Source organism: Nitratireductor sp. GZWM139 (genome assembly GCF_030068685.1).
GTDB classification, from domain to species: Bacteria; Pseudomonadota; Alphaproteobacteria; order Rhizobiales; family Rhizobiaceae; genus Nitratireductor; species Nitratireductor aquimarinus.
On record NZ_JAMQML010000005.1, the window covers coordinates 235,089 to 251,908 of the forward strand.

A 16,820-nucleotide genomic window follows, 5' to 3' on the forward strand; every position below is an offset into this window, starting at 1 on the left:
CCCTATTCGGCGGCTTCCGTGTAGGAGGCCGGCAGATAGTTGAGAACCGGCCCGAGCCAGCGCTCCACATCCGCCACGGCCATGCCCTTGCGCGCGGCATAGTCTTCCACCTGGTCGCGCTCGACCTTGGCAACGCCGAAATAATAGCTTTCGGGATGCGACAGGTAGAGGCCCGAGACCGACGAGCCCGGCCACATGGCCATGCTTTCGGTCAGTTGCACACCCGAGTTCTTCTCCGCATCCAGAAGCCTGAACAGCGTCACCTTCTCGGTGTGGTCGGGTTGCGCCGGGTAGCCCGGAGCCGGGCGGATGCCGAGATACGGCTCGGCAATCAGCTCTTCGGGCGTGTAGCTTTCATCGCCCGCATAACCCCAGAACTCCTTGCGCACCTTCTCATGCATGCGCTCGGCAAAGGCTTCCGCAAACCGGTCGGCCAGCGCCTTAACAAGGATCGAGTTGTAGTCGTCATTTGCCCGCTCGAAGCGCTCGGCAATTGCCACTTCCTCGATGCCCGCCGTCACGACGAACCCGCCGATCCAGTCCGGCTTGCCGCTGTCTGCCGGCGCAACAAAGTCCGAAAGCGCGACATTCGGCTTGTCGCCGCGCTTGGTAAGCTGCTGACGCAGGGTGAAGAAGGTCTCAAGCTCTTCTTCGCGGGTTTCATCCGTGAAGAGCCGCACATCATCGCCAACCGCATTGGCCGGCCAGAAGCCCACCACTGCGCGCGGTGCGAACCACTTCTCGTCGATGATCTTCTTCAGCATGGCCTGCGCATCGGCAAAGAGCTGCCGCGCCGCCTCGCCCTGCTTCTCGTCCTCGAGAATTTTGGGGTAGCGCCCCTTCAGTTCCCAGGTCTGGAAGAACGGCGTCCAGTCGATGTAGCGCGCCAGCTCCTCGAGATCCCAGCTTTCGAACACTTTCGTGCCGGTGAAGGCGGGCTGCGGCGGCGTGTAGTCCGCCCAGTCGATCCGGTGCGGATTGGCGCGCGCCCTTGCGATCGGCAGACGCTGCTTCTCGCGCTCGGAGCGCTCATGCGCCTCGGTCACCTTGCGATATTCCTCGCGCACGCCATCGATATAGCCGCCACGCGCTTCCGGCGAAAGCAGGTTCGAGACCACGCCCACCGCACGGCTCGCATCGTTCACGTGAACCGCCTGCCCGCGATCGTAGCTCGGATGGATCTTCACCGCCGTGTGCACACGGCTGGTCGTCGCGCCACCGATCAGAAGCGGGATGTCGAACCCTTCGCGCTCCATTTCGGCTGCCACATGCACCATCTCGTCAAGCGACGGGGTGATGAGGCCGGAAAGCCCGATAATGTCGACCTTCTCTTCGCGCGCGGTCTCGAGGATCTTTGCCGCCGGCACCATCACGCCGAGATCGATGATCTCGTAATTGTTGCAGGCGAGAACCACGCCGACGATGTTCTTGCCGATGTCGTGCACATCGCCCTTCACCGTGGCCATCAGTATCTTGCCGGCGCTCTGGCGTTCGCCGCCGCCATTGGCCTTCTTCTCCTCCTCCATATAGGGGAGCAGAACGGCCACGGCCTGCTTCATCACACGGGCAGATTTCACCACCTGCGGCAGGAACATCTTGCCTGCGCCGAACAGATCGCCGACCACGTTCATGCCGGCCATCAGCGGCCCTTCGATCACGTGCAGCGGGCGCTCGGCGTTCAGCCGCGCTTCCTCGGTGTCCGCGTCGATATATTCCGTTATGCCGTTGACCAGCGCATGCTCCAGCCGCTTCTCGACCGGCAGCTCACGCCAGGAAAGGTCCTTTTCCTTGGCCTCGCGCCCGCCAGTGCCGCGAAAACGCTCGGCAATCTCCAGCATGCGCTCCGTCGCCGTGCCGCCGGCCTTCGGCGTGCGGTTCAGAACCACGTCTTCGCAGGCCTCGCGCAGTTCGGCATCGATGGCGTCATAAACGGCCAGCTGACCGGCATTGACGATGCCCATGTCCATGCCCGCCTGAATGGCGTGATAGAGGAACACCGCGTGCATTGCCTCCCGCACGGGCTCATTGCCACGGAACGAGAAGGAAAGGTTCGACACGCCGCCCGAGATATGGACATGCGGCAGGGTGCGAATGATCTCGCGCGTCGCCTCGATGAAGTCGACACCGTAATTGTCGTGTTCCTCGATACCGGTCGCGATCGCGAACACATTCGGATCGAAGATGATGTCTTCGGGAGCGACACCGGCCTTCTCGGTCAGAAGCCTGTAGGCGCGGGTGCAGATTTCCACCTTGCGCGCTTCCGTGTCGGCCTGACCGGTTTCGTCAAAGGCCATCACGACCATGGCCGCGCCATACATGCGGCACAGATTGGCCTGATGCAGGAACGCCTCCTCGCCTTCCTTGAGCGAGATGGAATTCACCACGGCCTTGCCCTGCACGCATTTCAGGCCAGCCTCGATCACCTCCCATTTGGAGGAGTCGATCATCACCGGCACACGCGCAATGTCGGGCTCCGCCGCCACCAGATTGAGGAACTCGATCATCGCCTTTTTGGAGTCGATCAGGCCCTCATCCATGTTGATGTCGATGATCTGTGCGCCGCCTTCCACCTGGTTGCGCGCGACATCCAGAGCGGTCGCGTAATCACCGGCGGTGATGAGCTTGCGGAACTTCGCCGAACCCGTGACATTGGTGCGCTCGCCCACATTGACGAAGGGAATGTCGTCGGTCAGCGTGAAGGGCTCAAGGCCCGAAAGGCGCATCTGCGGCGCACGTTCGGGTATGCTGCGCGGCGCGTGCCTGGCCACCGCGTCGCGGATTGCGGCAATGTGCTCCGGCGTCGAGCCACAGCAGCCGCCGACCACGTTGATCAGCCCCTCGCGCGCAAACTCCTCGACCTGCGCAGCCATGGTCTCCGGGCTTTCGTCATACTGGCCGAAGGCGTTCGGAAGACCGGCGTTCGGATAGGCGCAGATCAGCGTGTCGGCCACGCCCGAAAGCTCCGCCAGATGCGGGCGCATGGCCGCAGCGCCCAGCGCGCAGTTCAGACCGATGGTGAGCGGCTTGGCGTGCCGCACCGAATGCCAGAAGGCCGTCGGCGTCTGGCCGGAAAGCGTGCGTCCGGAAAGGTCGGTGATCGTGCCGGAGATCATCACCGGCAAGCGCACGCCGCGCTCTGCGAAGATTTCCTCGCATGCGAAGATCGCCGCCTTGGCGTTCAGCGTGTCAAAGATGGTTTCGATCAGCACGATGTCCGTGCCGCCATCGAGCAGCCCGCGCAGCTGTTCGCCATAGGCGACGCGCAGATCGTCGAAAGTCACGGCGCGGTAGCCGGGATTGTTGACGTCCGGCGAGATGGAGGCGGTGCGGTTGGTCGGCCCGAGCGCACCGGCCACGAAGCGGCGCACGCCGTCCTTCTGCTCGGCGCGGATCGCCGCGCGGCGGGCAAGCCGCGCACCGTCGCGGTTCAGCTCATAGACCATGTCTTCCATGCCGTAATCGGCCTGGGCGATGGTCGTGGAAGAGAAGGTGTTCGTCTCGAGAATGTCCGCGCCCGCCATCGCATAGCGGAAGTGCTCTTCCTCGATGGCCTTGGGCTGCGTCAGGTTGAGCAGATCATTGTTGCCCTGCTGGTGGCAGGCGCAGCCGGTGAAGCGGTCGCCGCGGAAATGATCCTCGTTGAAACCCAGGCCCTGGATCTGCGTGCCCATCGCGCCGTCGAGGATGAGAATGCGCTCGCGCGCGGCCTTGTTCAGCGCGGCGAAGATTTCCGATCCGTCCGGCTTTTCGCCGACCGGCCCAAACAGTTCATCGATAGACGGCATGTGCGACGCTTTTCATCCTTGATACGACAATGGACCTGCATCACATAAAGATATCTTTATGTCAACATGCAGGCCCGTTGATCATATCGCGGTCCAGCGTCGCATCCATGCCTTTTCGCAGGCCCTGTCAGGCCCGGTCAGACCCGGTCAGACCTTGGCCACCGCCTCGAAACTTTCTTCCAGAACGCCGAGCAGATGGTCCGCATTGGCCCTGGAGAAGATCATCGAGGGGCGCATCTTCAGCACATTGTCATGCGGCCCTTCGGTGCCCATCAGAACGCCCCGCGCCCGCGCCTCGTTGCAGATGGCGCGCGCCGTCGCCGTGGCCGGAACCTTGGTCTCGCGGTCTTCCACCAGCTCGATACCGAGGAACAGGCCCATGCCGCGCACATCGCCGATCACGGGGTAACGCGTCTGGAGTTCAACAAAGCCGGCTTTCAGATACTCGCCGATTGCCGCCGCGTTCTCCCGCAGGCCATCGCGCTCGATCGTGTCGATCACCGCAAGCCCCACCGCGCAGGAAACCGGGTTGCCGCCGAACGTGTTGAAATACTCCATGCCGTTCTGGAAGGATTCCGCGATCTCCCGGCGCACCACCAGCGCGCCCATGGGGTGACCATTGCCAATGGGCTTGCCCACCGTTGCGATGTCCGGCACCACGCCCTGCGTCTCGAATGCCCACCAGTGGCTGCCGATGCGGCCAAAGCCCACCTGCACCTCGTCGGCGATGCAGATGCCGCCTGCCGCGCGCACCATGCGGTACACCTCGTCCAGATAGCCTTCCGGCATGAACACCTGCCCGGCAACGCTCGGGATGGATTCGGCGATGAAGAAGCCCGGAGCCTCGCCCTTGGCCGCCATGGCGTCGATCTGCTCGCCCACGCTGGCGGCGAAGCGCTTCGCCAGCTCTTCCTGCGGCCAGTCGGCCGGCGCGCGATAGGCGTCCGGCAGGTCGGCCACGTGCACATGCGGCCTGGGGCCATGCCCGCCCTTGCGGCGGAACTTGTAGGGGCTGAGATCGATCAGCTCCTGCGTCGTGCCGTGATAGGACCAGTCAAGAACGATGGCGTTCTCCCGGCCCGTATGCGCCCGCATCATGCGCAGCGCCAGACTGTTTGCCTCCGAGCCCGAATTCACGAAGGCCGCAATGCCCAGCTCCTTCGGCATGGTTGCCGTCAGCCGCTCCGCATAGGCGACGATGTTGTCGTGCAGATAGCGCGTATTGGTGTTGAGCGTTGCCGCCTGTGTGGCGAGCGCCTCCACCACCGCCGGGTGGCAATGGCCCAGATGGCAGACATTGTTGAAGCAATCGAGATAGGCGCGGCCACGGTCATCGATCAGCCACACGCCCTCGCCCTTCACGAACTTGATCGGCTCCTCATAGGAAATCGACAGGTTCGGCAGGAGCAGCGACTGGCGCTTCTCCACGATCTCGGCCTTGGAAAGCCGCCCCGCATCAACCGCCACAAGCCCGGCAAAGTCGCTGGCGTCGGGGAACAGTTCCCCCCACGTTTCCAGATAGCGCGTCTCGCCGACGCCCAGAATGTCGTCGGCGCTCATCGTCGTGTCGCAGGAAATCTGCAGGTGCAGATGGGGCATCCAGCCGCCATTTTCCTTCGGCCCGCCCATATGGGCCAGAAACGCGCCGGCCTCGACCCGGTCGCCCACCTTCAGACGGTCCGCAACCTCATGGGCAAGATGCCCCCACAGCGACAGGAAGGCCGGACCGTCTTCCGGCTTATGCTCCAGCACCATCACCGCGCCATAGCCAAGCCGCGCGGCCTCCACGCCCACTTCCTTCACCGTGCCGGCAAGCGGCGCATAAAGCGCGGCTCCCGCCGGCAGGAAAAGATCGAGCCCCAGATGACGCCTGCGGCGCTCGCCGGCGATCAGGCGGGATTCGAAAATCTCGCTGGTGTAGACGCCGCGCTCCTCGCCCCATGGGCCGATGCCCAGAATGCGCGTCGCATCCCCCACCGCATCTTCCCAGAGCGCCTGCGCCTCGTCCGGCCGCTCTTCAGCCGAGGCGATGGCGATTGGGTCGCTCTGGTCGCCAAGCGGCACATGGGCGGTCGGATAGCTCGCCGCCGCGCGCACCAGCACCGGTGCGAAATTGCGGCGGTTGTCCGCCAGCCAGCCCTTCACCGCACGCGCGCCGGGCATCGCCTCAAAGCCGCAGGCATTGCGCAGAATGGCCGTGGCGAAACGCGGGTCCATTGCGCCAAGCCGGCGCAGCAGGTCCCATGCGGGCTTTTCGCTCACCGCGAGATAGGGATTGTCGGCCACTTCCGACTGGCGGCTGGCCGAGATCGTCACCGAGGTGACGAGCCGCATGGCGACAAGATCGAACAAAAGGTCGACCTCTTCTTCACGCAGCGGATACTGCGCGTGGAAACCGGCCGCCAGCGCGCCGATGGCCCCCAGCGGGTCGTCGCAGTCGAGCGCGCCGTATGCGCCGGCAATGGCCACTTCGCAGATCAGCGCGCTGTAGAGCGCATCGCCGAAATCGATCAGGCCGCAGATCTTCGTGTGATCCGCCGGATCGACCAGCACGTTCCAGTCATTGGCGTCGTTGTGGATCACCCCGCCGCGCAGGCAGGAGAGCCGTGGCAGAACATCGGCTTCGAAACGGTCGATGAAGCGCTCTGCCAGCGCGCGGTCGTCCGCATCCCGGATCTTGTCCAGCCGCGCGCGGCTGTTGCCGGCAAGGCGCAGATCCCAGTCCAGCGGGCGCTCCGCGCCGGGATGCATGAAACCGTTGAGCGCATTGTTGAACCGGCCAAGCAGTTCGCCGAGGCTCTCCATGGCCGCCTCGCTGCGTGGCGCCTCGGCAAGCGGCATGCCCTCGATCCAGCTGACAAGCCGCAGCCGGTGCGTTCCGCCACTGGCGGAAACCGCCTCGCCAAGCGCCTCACCCTTCAAGGTCGGCAGGAGCGCCGGCACGGGCAGGTCGGGCGCGTGCCGGACCATGTGCTGCAGGAGCGCCGTCTGGAAGTCGCTCTCCAGGGCGGGTTCAGCCGCATTGATGATCTTGAAGATGAACGCGCCTTCCGGCGTCTTCACCCGGACATTCTGGTCCCGCTCGCTTTCCAGCGCCGAGAGCGCGCCTTCGATGCCATACACATCCAGCAGAAGCCGGCGCACCTCTTCCTCGGAAAAGCGCGGAACCGTGTCGAGAATTGCAGTCATTCGCCCTAATCTCCCAAGCGCAGCTCTGGATCGTCCTGCATCCACCCGGACGCACAGGAACGATCTGGACCGGGCGGCAGACCTGTCATCCACCCATGCCTGCCCGGCCCGATGCCGCTATCCGTTTCACGATGCGGCCCCGTTCGCAAGCCGCCCGGGCGAAACGTCACACAGCTTTCGACTGCAGTTCCGCGATCAGCTCCGCCGTCGTCACCTGCCGGCAATAGCCCTTGATGGTGCGCAGCGAATTGTCGTGCCGCTCCTGGCTGTAGGTCAGGCAGGCATCCGTCACCTGCGTCACCAGATAGCCCAGATCGCAGGCGTCGCGAATGGCGCTCTCCACGCACTGATCGGTGATCAGCCCGCAGATGATGAGCTGCTTCACGCCGAGATTGCGCAAAATGTAGTCGATATGGGTCGAGACGAAGACCGACGAGGAGGATTTGGGCAAAACGATCTCGTCTTCGCCCGGCGCGATCTGGTCGATCACCTTGCCGTCCCAGGAGCCCTTGGCCACGTTGAAACCGGTGATCTTGTAGTCGAGGCTGCGGTCGCGCCCGTCCAGCGTCAGGCTTTCGATGGTGGTGTACATCACCTCCACGCCGGCGCTGCGGCAGGCCGCCTGCAGCTCCTGCATGCGCGGGATCACGTCTGCGTCGAGCCGGTCGAAATACCAGCGGTATTTTTCCTCAAACGTCTTCTCGTCGAGATCGGCGAATTCCGCCCCTTTCCTGTGGGCGCTGAAATTCTGCACATCCACATAGAGGATCGCTGCCTGGCCCGGCTCGATGGGAACGTTGCGCGTCAGTTCCATTCCTGTAACTCCGTTACGAAGCGATGCACGACGGCGGTCATGAGCTTTGCCCACTGCGCCTGTCCGACGGCATCTGAGATGAGATCGTTGCGAATTTCAATCAGGCTGTGCGGCAGACCGCTCAGCTCGCCATGGCGCGGCACGAACCAGTCCGACTCGTCGTCAATCGTGTAGGGCTCGTTCATGCCCACCGTCATGTCCGGCGCGTTTTCCAGAACAAGCTGGCGCAGGCGCTCGGAAGTGCGCACGTCCTTGCGATAGAGAAAGCTGATTTCCCAGGGGCGCGGCACGCCATCCTGAAGCTGCGGGTTGAAACTGTGGATCGACAGGATCGCCCGGCAGTGCGGCGCTTCGCGCATCATCGTCACCGCCGCATTGAACGGCTCGAAAATTTCGCGCGTGCGGTGGGCGCGCGCCTCATCGCTCAAGGAGCGGTTGCCCGGCACGATCACGCCATCGCTTACCTCCGGCATCGCGTCGGGCGCTTCCGGCGGGCGGTTGCAGTCGATCACCAGCCGGCTGTAGCTCTGAAACACTGCCGGCGCGCCGAGCTGTTCGGCCATCAGCCGCGTAACGGCGGCCGCACCGATGTCCCAGCCGATATGCGCCTCGCGCGCATCGTCCGAGAGGCCGAGCCCGTTCAGGGCTGCCGGCACCGTCTTGCCCGCATGCTCGCAGACCAGCAGCACCGGGAAGCTGCTTTCCTGATTGATAATGGTGACCGGGTTCGGGTCGAGCGACGACAGAAGCCGACCGCTCTCTCCGACAGATGTGTGAAGGCTCATACTTTCTCCGCCTTGAGGGCTGGCGAGGGGATAAGGCCGTTCGGGCGGAAGATCAGCACGAGAACGACCAGGCAAAGGGCGATCGGATCACGGAACTCCTGCATGCCGGCAGGCAGGTAGGCAGCCAGGTAGATCTCGATGAAGCCCAGAAGGAAACCGCCGGCCACCGCACCGCGCAGCGAGCCGAGGCCGCCCAGAATGGCCGCGATGAAGGCCTTGAGAACGGGCGTGAAGCCCATCAGCGGGTCGACCGAAGCGCGCTGGCTCACCCACAGCACGGCGGCAACGCCGGCCAGGAAGCCCGACAGCGCGAACGCGCCGGCAATCACCGTGTTGGCGCGGATGCCCATGAGGCGCGCCACCGAGAAATCCTCGGCTGCCGCCCGCATGGCGATGCCGATGCGGTGATGCTTCATGAAGCGGTCGAGGAAGATCAGCATGACGATGGTGGTGGCGATGGCCGCAATCTTGTTGACGCCGATCACCAGCCCGCCGAAGCGCACGCTTTCAGACAGGATTTCCGGCACCAGAACGGCCTGCGAGCGGGCGGAGATGAAGTTCTGGAACAGAACCTGCAGGATCATCGAGACCGCGAAACTGGTCACCAGCATGGTCGCGCCGGAGGCGTTTCGCACGGGCCGGAAGGCAATGCGCTCCATCACCACGGCGGCCAGCACCGCCGCCGCAATCGCCAGCAGAATGGAGAAGGCGAACGGAACGCCGGCCAGCCCACAAGCCATCAGGATATAGCCGGCGATGGTCATCAGCTCGCCATGGGCGAAGTTGATCAGCCCCATGGTCGAGAAGACCATGGCAAGGCCCAGCGCCAGCAGCGCATAGGTGCCGCCCAATGCGAAGGCATTGACGGTTTGCTGTAGAAACAGATCCATTACTCGGCCCCCAGATAGGCAGCTTGCAGCGTTTCGGAATCGCGCAGTTCCGCAGCGGTGCCGGAAGCAGCGATGCGGCCGCTGGCCATCACGTATCCACGATCCGCGATTTCGAGCGCCATCGACACATTCTGTTCGACGACCATCAGCGTCACGCCCTGCTTGCGCAGAACGGTGATCAACTCGAAAATCTGCTCGACAATCTTCGGCGCGAGCCCCAGCGACGGTTCGTCAAGCAATAGAAGACGCGGATTGCTCATCAACGCGCGGCCAACGGCCAGCATCTGCTGCTGGCCGCCTGACAGCGTTCCAGCAAACTGCTCACGGCGCTCCTGCAGGATCGGGAACAGGTCGAAGACCCGCTCCCAGGCGGCTTTCACCGCCGCCTTGTCCCGCATCGAATAAGCGCCCATGAGCAGGTTCTCCTGCACGCTCAGCGTGCCGAAGACGCGCCGCCCCTCGGGCGACAGCGTCATGCCCAGCGAGGTGAAACGCTCCGGCGCGCTGCCGGTCACGTCCTGCCCCGAAAAGACAATCTTGCCCCCGCTCGCCGGCGCAAGGCCGACCAGCGCGTTGAGCGTGGAGGACTTGCCCGCGCCATTGGCGCCCAGAAGCGCGATGATTTCACCTTCATGCACATCCAGGTCGATACCGCGCACCGCCTGAACGGCGCCGTATTGCACCTGGAGTGACTGGACGGACAATAGCGCAGACACGAGCCCTACCTCACTGAACGCGGGGTTCGGGGATGAGCGAAGCACCCGGCGTCGGCTGGCCGATAAGCTCACGCTCACCGTCCTTGACGCGGATCAGGCTCACCGAGCGCAGCGGCATGCCGTTGGTGCCCTTGTAGGTGATCGTGCTGGTCGCGCCCTGCACGTTCTCCAGATTGGCAATGGCGTCACGCAGCGTGTTCGCATCGGTGGAACCGTCTGCCGCGATCACGGCCGCTTCCAGCACCTTCACCAGATCGTAGCCAACCGCGTTGAACACGGTCTGCGGGGCCTCGCCGTTCACCTCTTCGAACTTCTTGTTGAAGGCTTCCAGCTCGCTGCCCTCGGTCGGGTGACCAGCCGTGGTGAAGACGAGGCCTTCGGCCACCGCGCCAAGCGAGAAAGTGGTCGGGCTGTCGATGCCGTCGGAACCGATCATCTGGCTTTCCACGCCGGCTGCGCGCAGCGCCTTCAGCATGGAGGGGAAGTCCGGCTCATAGGTCGAGGTCATGATGACATCGGGTTGCGGGTCGAGCGCCGCGATACGCGTTGCAATCGCTGAAAAATCCTGCTGGCCGATCGTGTGCGTGTCCTCGCCCAGCATCTTGCCGCCGAGCTTCTCGAACACTTCCGCGAAATAGAGCGGCATGGTCGTGTACTGCGTGTCGGGCGAATAGATGATGTAGGCGCTGCGGTAGCCCTCGTCATAGGCCCATTTGGCCGAAACGGTCGCCTGCACATTGTCGCCGGGGAAGTTGGCGAACATGTAGTCGCCGCCGATCTGCGGCAGCGTCGGCGAGGATGCGCAGGTGGAGATCGCCGGGATCTGCGCATCGGTCACGACGCCGATGGCGGCCAGCGACGGGTCGGCGTCACACGGCAGCACGATCACGGAGACGCCCTCATCCACCAGTTCCTGGGTGGCGATGGAGGTCTGCGCGGCGTCGGAGCGCACGTCCTTTTCCAGAAGCTCGATCTTGATCTTGCCGTCGATGCCGCCGGCAGCGTTGATCTCGTCGACCGCGATGTGAATGCCGTCGATCACCGGCGTGTCGAACGGCGCGAGCGCACCGGTCTGCGCCGTGGCGACGCCAACGCGCAGCGTTTCGGCAGCCGCCGGAAGCGCCATGGCGCTGGCGAGAAGCGTGGATATGAGCAGCTTGTTCATGTCAGTTCCCTTTTTTCTTTTTTCGTTCGTTTCGATCAGGCGGTCTTGCCCGGCCCCAGATAGGCTTCGATGACCGCCGGATTTTCGCGGATTTCCGCAGGCGCGCCATCCGCGATGAGCCGGCCTTCGTTGAGCACGACGATGCGGTCGCACAATTCGTTGATCAGCTTGAGGTCGTGATCCACCAGCACCACGCCGAGCCCCAGATCCGCCGACAGCACTTTCAGCCGGTCGATCAGATCGTCCGTCTCTTCGCGGTTCATGCCGGCAGCCGGTTCATCGAGCAGAAGCAGCGTCGGCTCACAGGCCAGCGCCCGGGCAATTTCCACCCGGCGCTGCTCGCCATAGGACAGCGTTCCCGCATCCTCGCCGGCGCGTTCATCGATGCCCAGCCGCGCAAGTGCGGCGCCCGTGCGCTCTTCCGCATTCTTTCCGCCATGGGTGGAAAGCGCTGCCGCAAGCACGTTCTGGTAAACGGTCAGCGTCGGGAACAGGCGAATGTTCTGGAACGTGCGCGCAATGCCGTAATCGGCGATCTTCTCCGGGGCCACGCCTGTGATCGAGCGGTCACCCAGAACGACATCACCCTCGGTCGGTTTCAACACGCCGGAGATGATGTTCAGGAGCGTCGTCTTGCCAGAGCCGTTCGGTCCGATCAGGCCGAGAATCTCGCCCGGATTGACGGCAATGCTTACATCGTCGACCGCGCGCAGACCACCGAACTGCATCGCCACATGGTCGACTTTCAGCCGGTCGTCGCTGTGGCGTTTTGCAAGCGCCTCGGCCCTGCCGCGCTTCGGCTTGTAGGGGAAGACGCGCTCCTCCCACTCCTTCAGCCCCATCACGCCTTCCGACATGCGGAACATGGCGAACAGGATGAGCAGGCCGATGCCGATCTGCGTCGTGCCGAACACCGCCGGCAGTTCGAAACCGCCAATGCTCATGCCGCTTTCAAAGCGCCGCAGGATCTCGGTGATGACCGTGATCAGAATGGTGCCGGAGATCGCACCGGTCACCGTCGTCATGCCGCCGACGATCAGCATCGCCAGAAGCAGGAACGTGTCGTGGAAGTAGAATTTCTTGGGGCTGAACGCACCGAGGAAATGGGCGATCAGCGCGCCCGAAAGCGCCATGATTGCAGCACTCAGAACCCATGCGATGAGCCGCTCGCGCTGCACGTTGATGCCGACGGCCTTGGCCGCAATCGCGTTCTCGCGGCCGGCTCTCAGGCGCAGACCAGACAGGGAGTCGCGATACCAGCGCGCCGCGATCAGCGCGATCACGCAGGCCACCGCCGCGACCAGCAGCGTGGTGTCACGCGGCACGCCGAAGAAGGACTGCGCGCCCCGCGTCACGTCGCGCCAGCCGATGATCACGCCATGCACGATCACCAGAAGGCCAAGTGTTGCGATGGACGCCGCCGAGCCTTCCAGCCGGCCGATGGCGATGCCAATCAGAAGCGCGATGATCGCCGTTACCAGAACGGCGACGATGATGGCCGGAACAAGCGAGAGTTCGGTTGCCGCGAGCCAGTCCGGCAGCCCGCGCAGCGTCGCCATTTTCAGCCCCGCCGGCAGCGTCAAAAGGCCCGACACATAAGCACCGATGCCCATGAAGGCCAAATGGCCGAAACTCAGGATACCGCTGTTTCCGCTGTAGACGCCAATGCCCGTAACGGCGATGAGCGAGATGAAGAAAACCGTGAGCACGCGCTCAGCGGCAGCGCCGAAAAGACCGGCGATCACAACGCCCGCCACCGCCAGAACAACGATGGCGAGAGCGGCGGCAATGAAGTGCTGGCGCGATGACGTGAACATGAACTCCCCTCTTGCTCCCCTGCCCTTTAGCTTTGATATTATTTTTTCACAGTCAACCAAAAATTTTCATATTGACTTATGATTTTCAAAATCGTCTGTTCGCCTTGGAGGAGATCAATGCAAGTCAGACAACGGTTGGAGAACCTGTCGAGCGAGCTCACGGCGACCGAACGGAAGCTGTGCACCGCGCTGTTGCTCGACTACCCCTATGCGGGCCTCGACACGATCCAGGACCTGGCGAAGAAGACCAAGACGTCTCCGCCATCCATCTCGCGTTTCGTCACGAAACTGGGCTTTCACGGCTATCAGGATTTCCAGCGTCATCTGATCGACGAGATCCGGCAGTCGAACCGCTCGCCGCTGGATCTGCATGTGGGCGACCGCGCCATACAGGGCGACTTTCTGGAAGATTTCGTGGCCCGCGCGGTCAATCTCATTTCCGCCTCGGCATCGGCCACGACAAGCGCCCAGTTCGAGCGCGTCTGTGCGCTTCTGGGCGATGAAAAGCGCAACATCTACCTCATCGGTGGACGCATCAGCGATGCAATCGCGCTCTATGTGTCACGCCATCTCCGCCAGGTCAGAAGCGGCGTCTTCCACCTGCCGGCAGACCCGGAAGTCTGGCCGGAATATCTGCTGCGCATGCGCTCGAAAGACGTGCTGTTCGTGGTCGATTTCCGCCGCTACCAGCGCAAGCTTTCAGAGCTGGCGCGCCTTGCCCGCGAAGAGAGCGGCGTCCAGATCGTCGTCCTCACCGACAAGTGGATGTCACCCGCCGCCAACCACGCCAACGAAGTTTTCGCCACGCCCATCGAAAGCGGCACTGTCTGGGACAGCTACGCCGGCGCGATGGTGCTGATGGAGGCCATGCTCACCCGCATCGCCGAAACCAACTGGGACAAAACCCGCAAACGCATCGAAGCCTGGGACTCGCTCCGCTTCGATCATGGAGCACGCGACGATGATCAGTAATCCTCTCATGTTCGCCGCCACTTCGGACTTCTCCGGCGTGACGCGCGGCAAGGCGTTCCCCCTGAAGGAAATGGAAAAGCGCTTCCGGCAGGGTGTCGGCTGGACGCCCACCAATGTGCAGATCACCTGTTTCGACGCCATCGCCGACAGCCCCTTCGGCTCCTTCGGCGACCTGATCCTCGTGCCCGATGCAGACACCGCCGTGACGCTTGATCTGGAAGATGGCGGCCCGGTCGAACGCTTCGTTCTGGGCGACATTCTCGACCTTGAAGGCACGCCCTGGAGCTGCTGCACGCGCTCGATCCTGAAACAGGCCCTCAAGCGGCTCGAAGATGTCTCGGGGCTCCGCCTCATCGCTGCTTTCGAGCATGAATTCCAGACCCGCGAAACACCGCCCGGCCCCGGCGAAGCCTTCGGCCTTGCCAGCTTCGCCAATCACCGCGCCTTCGGCGAAACCGTCATGGCCGCGCTGGAGCTGGCGGGCGTCAAGCCCGACACGTTCCTGAAAGAGTATGGCGCAGACCAGTTCGAGGTCACCAACGGTCCCGATCTCGGCGTCACCGCCGCCGACACGGCCATCAAGGTGCGCGCCGTCACCCGCCTCGTCGCCGAGCGCATGGGCCACCCGGTCACCTTCGCGCCGATCTGCGATCCCGCCGGCGTCGGCAATGGCGTCCATGTGCATATGAGCTTCATCGACGGGAACGGCGCGCCCGCCACCTACGACCCCGACGCGCAATGGGGCATGTCGGAAAAGACCGGCTCCTTCATCGCCGGCATCCTGAAATACATGGACAGCATCATCGCGCTCACCGCGCCGTCTGCCATCTCCTATCTGCGCCTCACGCCGCATCGCTGGAGCGCGGCCTTCAACAATCTGGGCTATCACGACCGCGAGGCCGCCGTGCGCATCTGCCCGGTCACAAGCGCCAGCCCCGACAGCGCCGCAAAACAGTACAATTTCGAGTATCGCGCAGCCGATGCCGCAGCCTCCCCCTATCTGGTGCTCGCCGCCCTCGCCCATGCGGGTGCACAGGGCATCGAGGAAGGCCTCGCCGCCCCGCAGGTCACCGAAGAAGACCTGTCCCTCCTTTCCCCCGACGCGCTTTCAAAGCGCGGCTTCGTGCGCCTGCCGCAGTCGCTCGACGAGGCGCTTGACCGGCTTTCCGCCAATGAGCTGGTCGCGCAGTGGCTCGGCAGCGAGGCGGTGGAAACCTATGTGAAGCACAAGCGCGGCGAGATCGACCAGACGGCTGATCTCGATCAGGCAGAGCGCTGCGCCCGTTACAAGGCCGTCTACTGACGGCCTTTGGGGGCAACACCCGACACACGGAAACACAACAGGGAAAGCAGGCATGAACGGACTGTACGACCGCGAAAGCCGCAGCGTTTCAACGCTCGCCCATCTGCGTTTCTTTCCGCAGGCCGTGACCGGCGGAAAGGGCAGTCTCCTGCGTGGCGATGACGGGCGCGACCTTCTCGATTTCGCCGCTTCCTGGGGCGCGGCCAGCCTCGGCCACGGCCACCCGGCCCTTGCCGAAGCCGTCAACCGCGCGCTGACCGATCAGGCGGGCGCGAGCTACCTTTCCACCGCCAACGAGCCCTGCGTTCTTCTGGCCGAGAAACTGCTCTCCATCGTGCCGGAGCGCGCCGCAGGCCGTGTCTGGTTCGGCCATTCCGGTTCGGACGCCAACGAGACCGTCGCCCGCGCCGTGGTCGCCGCGACGGGCCGCAAACGCATCCTGTCCTTCAAGGGCGCTTATCATGGCGGCACGGTGGGGTCGGTGGCCATTTCCGGCCACCCCGCGCAGGGCGGCATCGACAAGGCGTCGGGCCTGAGCCTCGTTCCCTATCCCGATGCCTACGCCGCAGGCAGCCCCGAGGCGGCCGCCAGCGCGGCACTTGCGCATCTCGAAGAGCTTTTCGCCACCACCGTCCCGCCGGAGGAAGTGGCGGCCTTCTTCATCGAACCGATCCAGTCCGATGGCGGCATGCTGGTGCCCCCGCCGGGCTACTTTAGGCAAATCCAGTCGCTCTGCCGCAAACATGGCATTCTGCTGGTCTGCGATGAGGTGAAGGTGGGGCTCGGACGCACCGGGCGGCTCCACGCCTTCGAGCACAGTGACATCGAGCCCGACATCATTGTCTTCGGCAAGGGGCTCGGCGGCGGCCTGCCCATCTCGGCGGCGGTCGGCCCCGAGGCGATCATGAATCACGCCTCCGCCTTCTCCTTCCAGACGCTTCACGGCAATCCCGTCTGCGCGGCGGCGGGCCTCGCCGTTCTCGACACGATCGAGCGTGAAAACCTCGTCGCCAATGCAGCCAGCGTGGGCGACACGATGCTCACTGCGCTGCGCGATCTTCAGGAAAGGCACGAGCTCATCGGCAATGTGCGCGGCCACGGTCTTGCGCTGGGTGTCGAGCTGGTCAGCGACAGTAACGCCCGCACACCGGCCATCGAGCAGACCGCGCTTGTCGTCTACCGCGCCTTCCAGCTCGGCCTCGTCATCTACTATGTGGGCATCAACTCCAATGTTCTGGAGTTCACCCCGCCCCTCACCATGAGCGAGGACGAGGCGCTGCGCGGCATCGCCATTCTCGACCAGGCGCTGGGCGATGTGGAGGCCGGGCGTGTGGACCCGCAGCTTCTGGAGCACTTCGCCGGCTGGTAGCTTGTCCCCGCGCCG

At 64.0% G+C, this 16,820-nt stretch carries 11 protein-coding genes; 3 read left to right on the top strand and 8 right to left on the bottom strand.

From position 1 onward, the window contains the following. Positions 1 to 2 precede the first annotated feature (2 nt). From metH to NDI72_RS08455, 8 genes are all read right to left on the bottom strand, one after another. Positions 3 to 3,785, bottom strand: coding sequence for a methionine synthase (gene metH / locus NDI72_RS08420; protein WP_283800206.1), 3,783 nt, complete (start codon positions 3,783 to 3,785; stop codon positions 3 to 5). 147 nt (positions 3,786 to 3,932) lie between these two features. Then, positions 3,933 to 6,974: an aminotransferase class III-fold pyridoxal phosphate-dependent enzyme gene (locus tag NDI72_RS08425; RefSeq protein ID WP_283800207.1), complete on the bottom strand. Its 3,042-nt coding sequence runs from the start codon at positions 6,972 to 6,974 to the stop codon at positions 3,933 to 3,935. Between the two features lie 166 nt (positions 6,975 to 7,140). Further along, entirely contained in the window at positions 7,141 to 7,788 is a 648-nt protein-coding gene (locus NDI72_RS08430) for a cysteine hydrolase family protein (RefSeq protein WP_206546927.1), read from the bottom strand. Next, positions 7,779 to 8,573, bottom strand: coding sequence for an N-formylglutamate amidohydrolase (locus NDI72_RS08435; RefSeq protein WP_113154132.1), 795 nt, complete (start codon positions 8,571 to 8,573; stop codon positions 7,779 to 7,781). Before NDI72_RS08435 ends, NDI72_RS08430 begins: the two co-directional genes overlap by 10 nt. After that, positions 8,570 to 9,463 carry a branched-chain amino acid ABC transporter permease gene (locus tag NDI72_RS08440; protein WP_113154131.1) on the bottom strand — a complete coding sequence of 298 codons (894 nt, stop codon included), beginning with the start codon at positions 9,461 to 9,463 and terminating at the stop codon, positions 8,570 to 8,572. The genes NDI72_RS08435 and NDI72_RS08440 overlap by 4 nt, the downstream gene beginning before the upstream one ends. Further along, positions 9,463 to 10,179 carry an ABC transporter ATP-binding protein gene (locus NDI72_RS08445; protein ID WP_224924708.1) on the bottom strand — a complete coding sequence of 239 codons (717 nt, stop codon included), beginning with the start codon at positions 10,177 to 10,179 and terminating at the stop codon, positions 9,463 to 9,465. The genes NDI72_RS08440 and NDI72_RS08445 overlap by 1 nt, the downstream gene beginning before the upstream one ends. 10 nt (positions 10,180 to 10,189) lie before the next feature. Continuing rightward, on the bottom strand, positions 10,190 to 11,344 hold the full coding sequence (locus NDI72_RS08450; RefSeq protein WP_283800208.1) for an ABC transporter substrate-binding protein: 1,155 nt from the start codon (positions 11,342 to 11,344) through the stop codon (positions 10,190 to 10,192). Between the two features lie 35 nt (positions 11,345 to 11,379). Further along, positions 11,380 to 13,161: a branched-chain amino acid ABC transporter ATP-binding protein/permease gene (locus tag NDI72_RS08455; RefSeq protein WP_113154128.1), complete on the bottom strand. Its 1,782-nt coding sequence runs from the start codon at positions 13,159 to 13,161 to the stop codon at positions 11,380 to 11,382. 117 nt (positions 13,162 to 13,278) lie between these two features. Between NDI72_RS08455 and NDI72_RS08460 the strand changes: the two genes are divergently transcribed. Genes NDI72_RS08460 through NDI72_RS08470 form a run of 3 tightly spaced genes read left to right on the top strand, consistent with a single transcriptional unit; the run spans position 13,279 to position 16,805 of the window. Further along, positions 13,279 to 14,133 carry a MurR/RpiR family transcriptional regulator gene (locus tag NDI72_RS08460; protein WP_113154127.1) on the top strand — a complete coding sequence of 285 codons (855 nt, stop codon included), beginning with the start codon at positions 13,279 to 13,281 and terminating at the stop codon, positions 14,131 to 14,133. Continuing rightward, positions 14,123 to 15,436 carry a glutamine synthetase family protein gene (locus NDI72_RS08465; RefSeq protein ID WP_283800209.1) on the top strand — a complete coding sequence of 438 codons (1,314 nt, stop codon included), beginning with the start codon at positions 14,123 to 14,125 and terminating at the stop codon, positions 15,434 to 15,436. Before NDI72_RS08460 ends, NDI72_RS08465 begins: the two co-directional genes overlap by 11 nt. A 52-nt stretch (positions 15,437 to 15,488) precedes the next feature. Beyond that, positions 15,489 to 16,805 carry an aspartate aminotransferase family protein gene (locus NDI72_RS08470; RefSeq protein WP_283800210.1) on the top strand — a complete coding sequence of 439 codons (1,317 nt, stop codon included), beginning with the start codon at positions 15,489 to 15,491 and terminating at the stop codon, positions 16,803 to 16,805. Positions 16,806 to 16,820 lie beyond the last annotated feature (15 nt).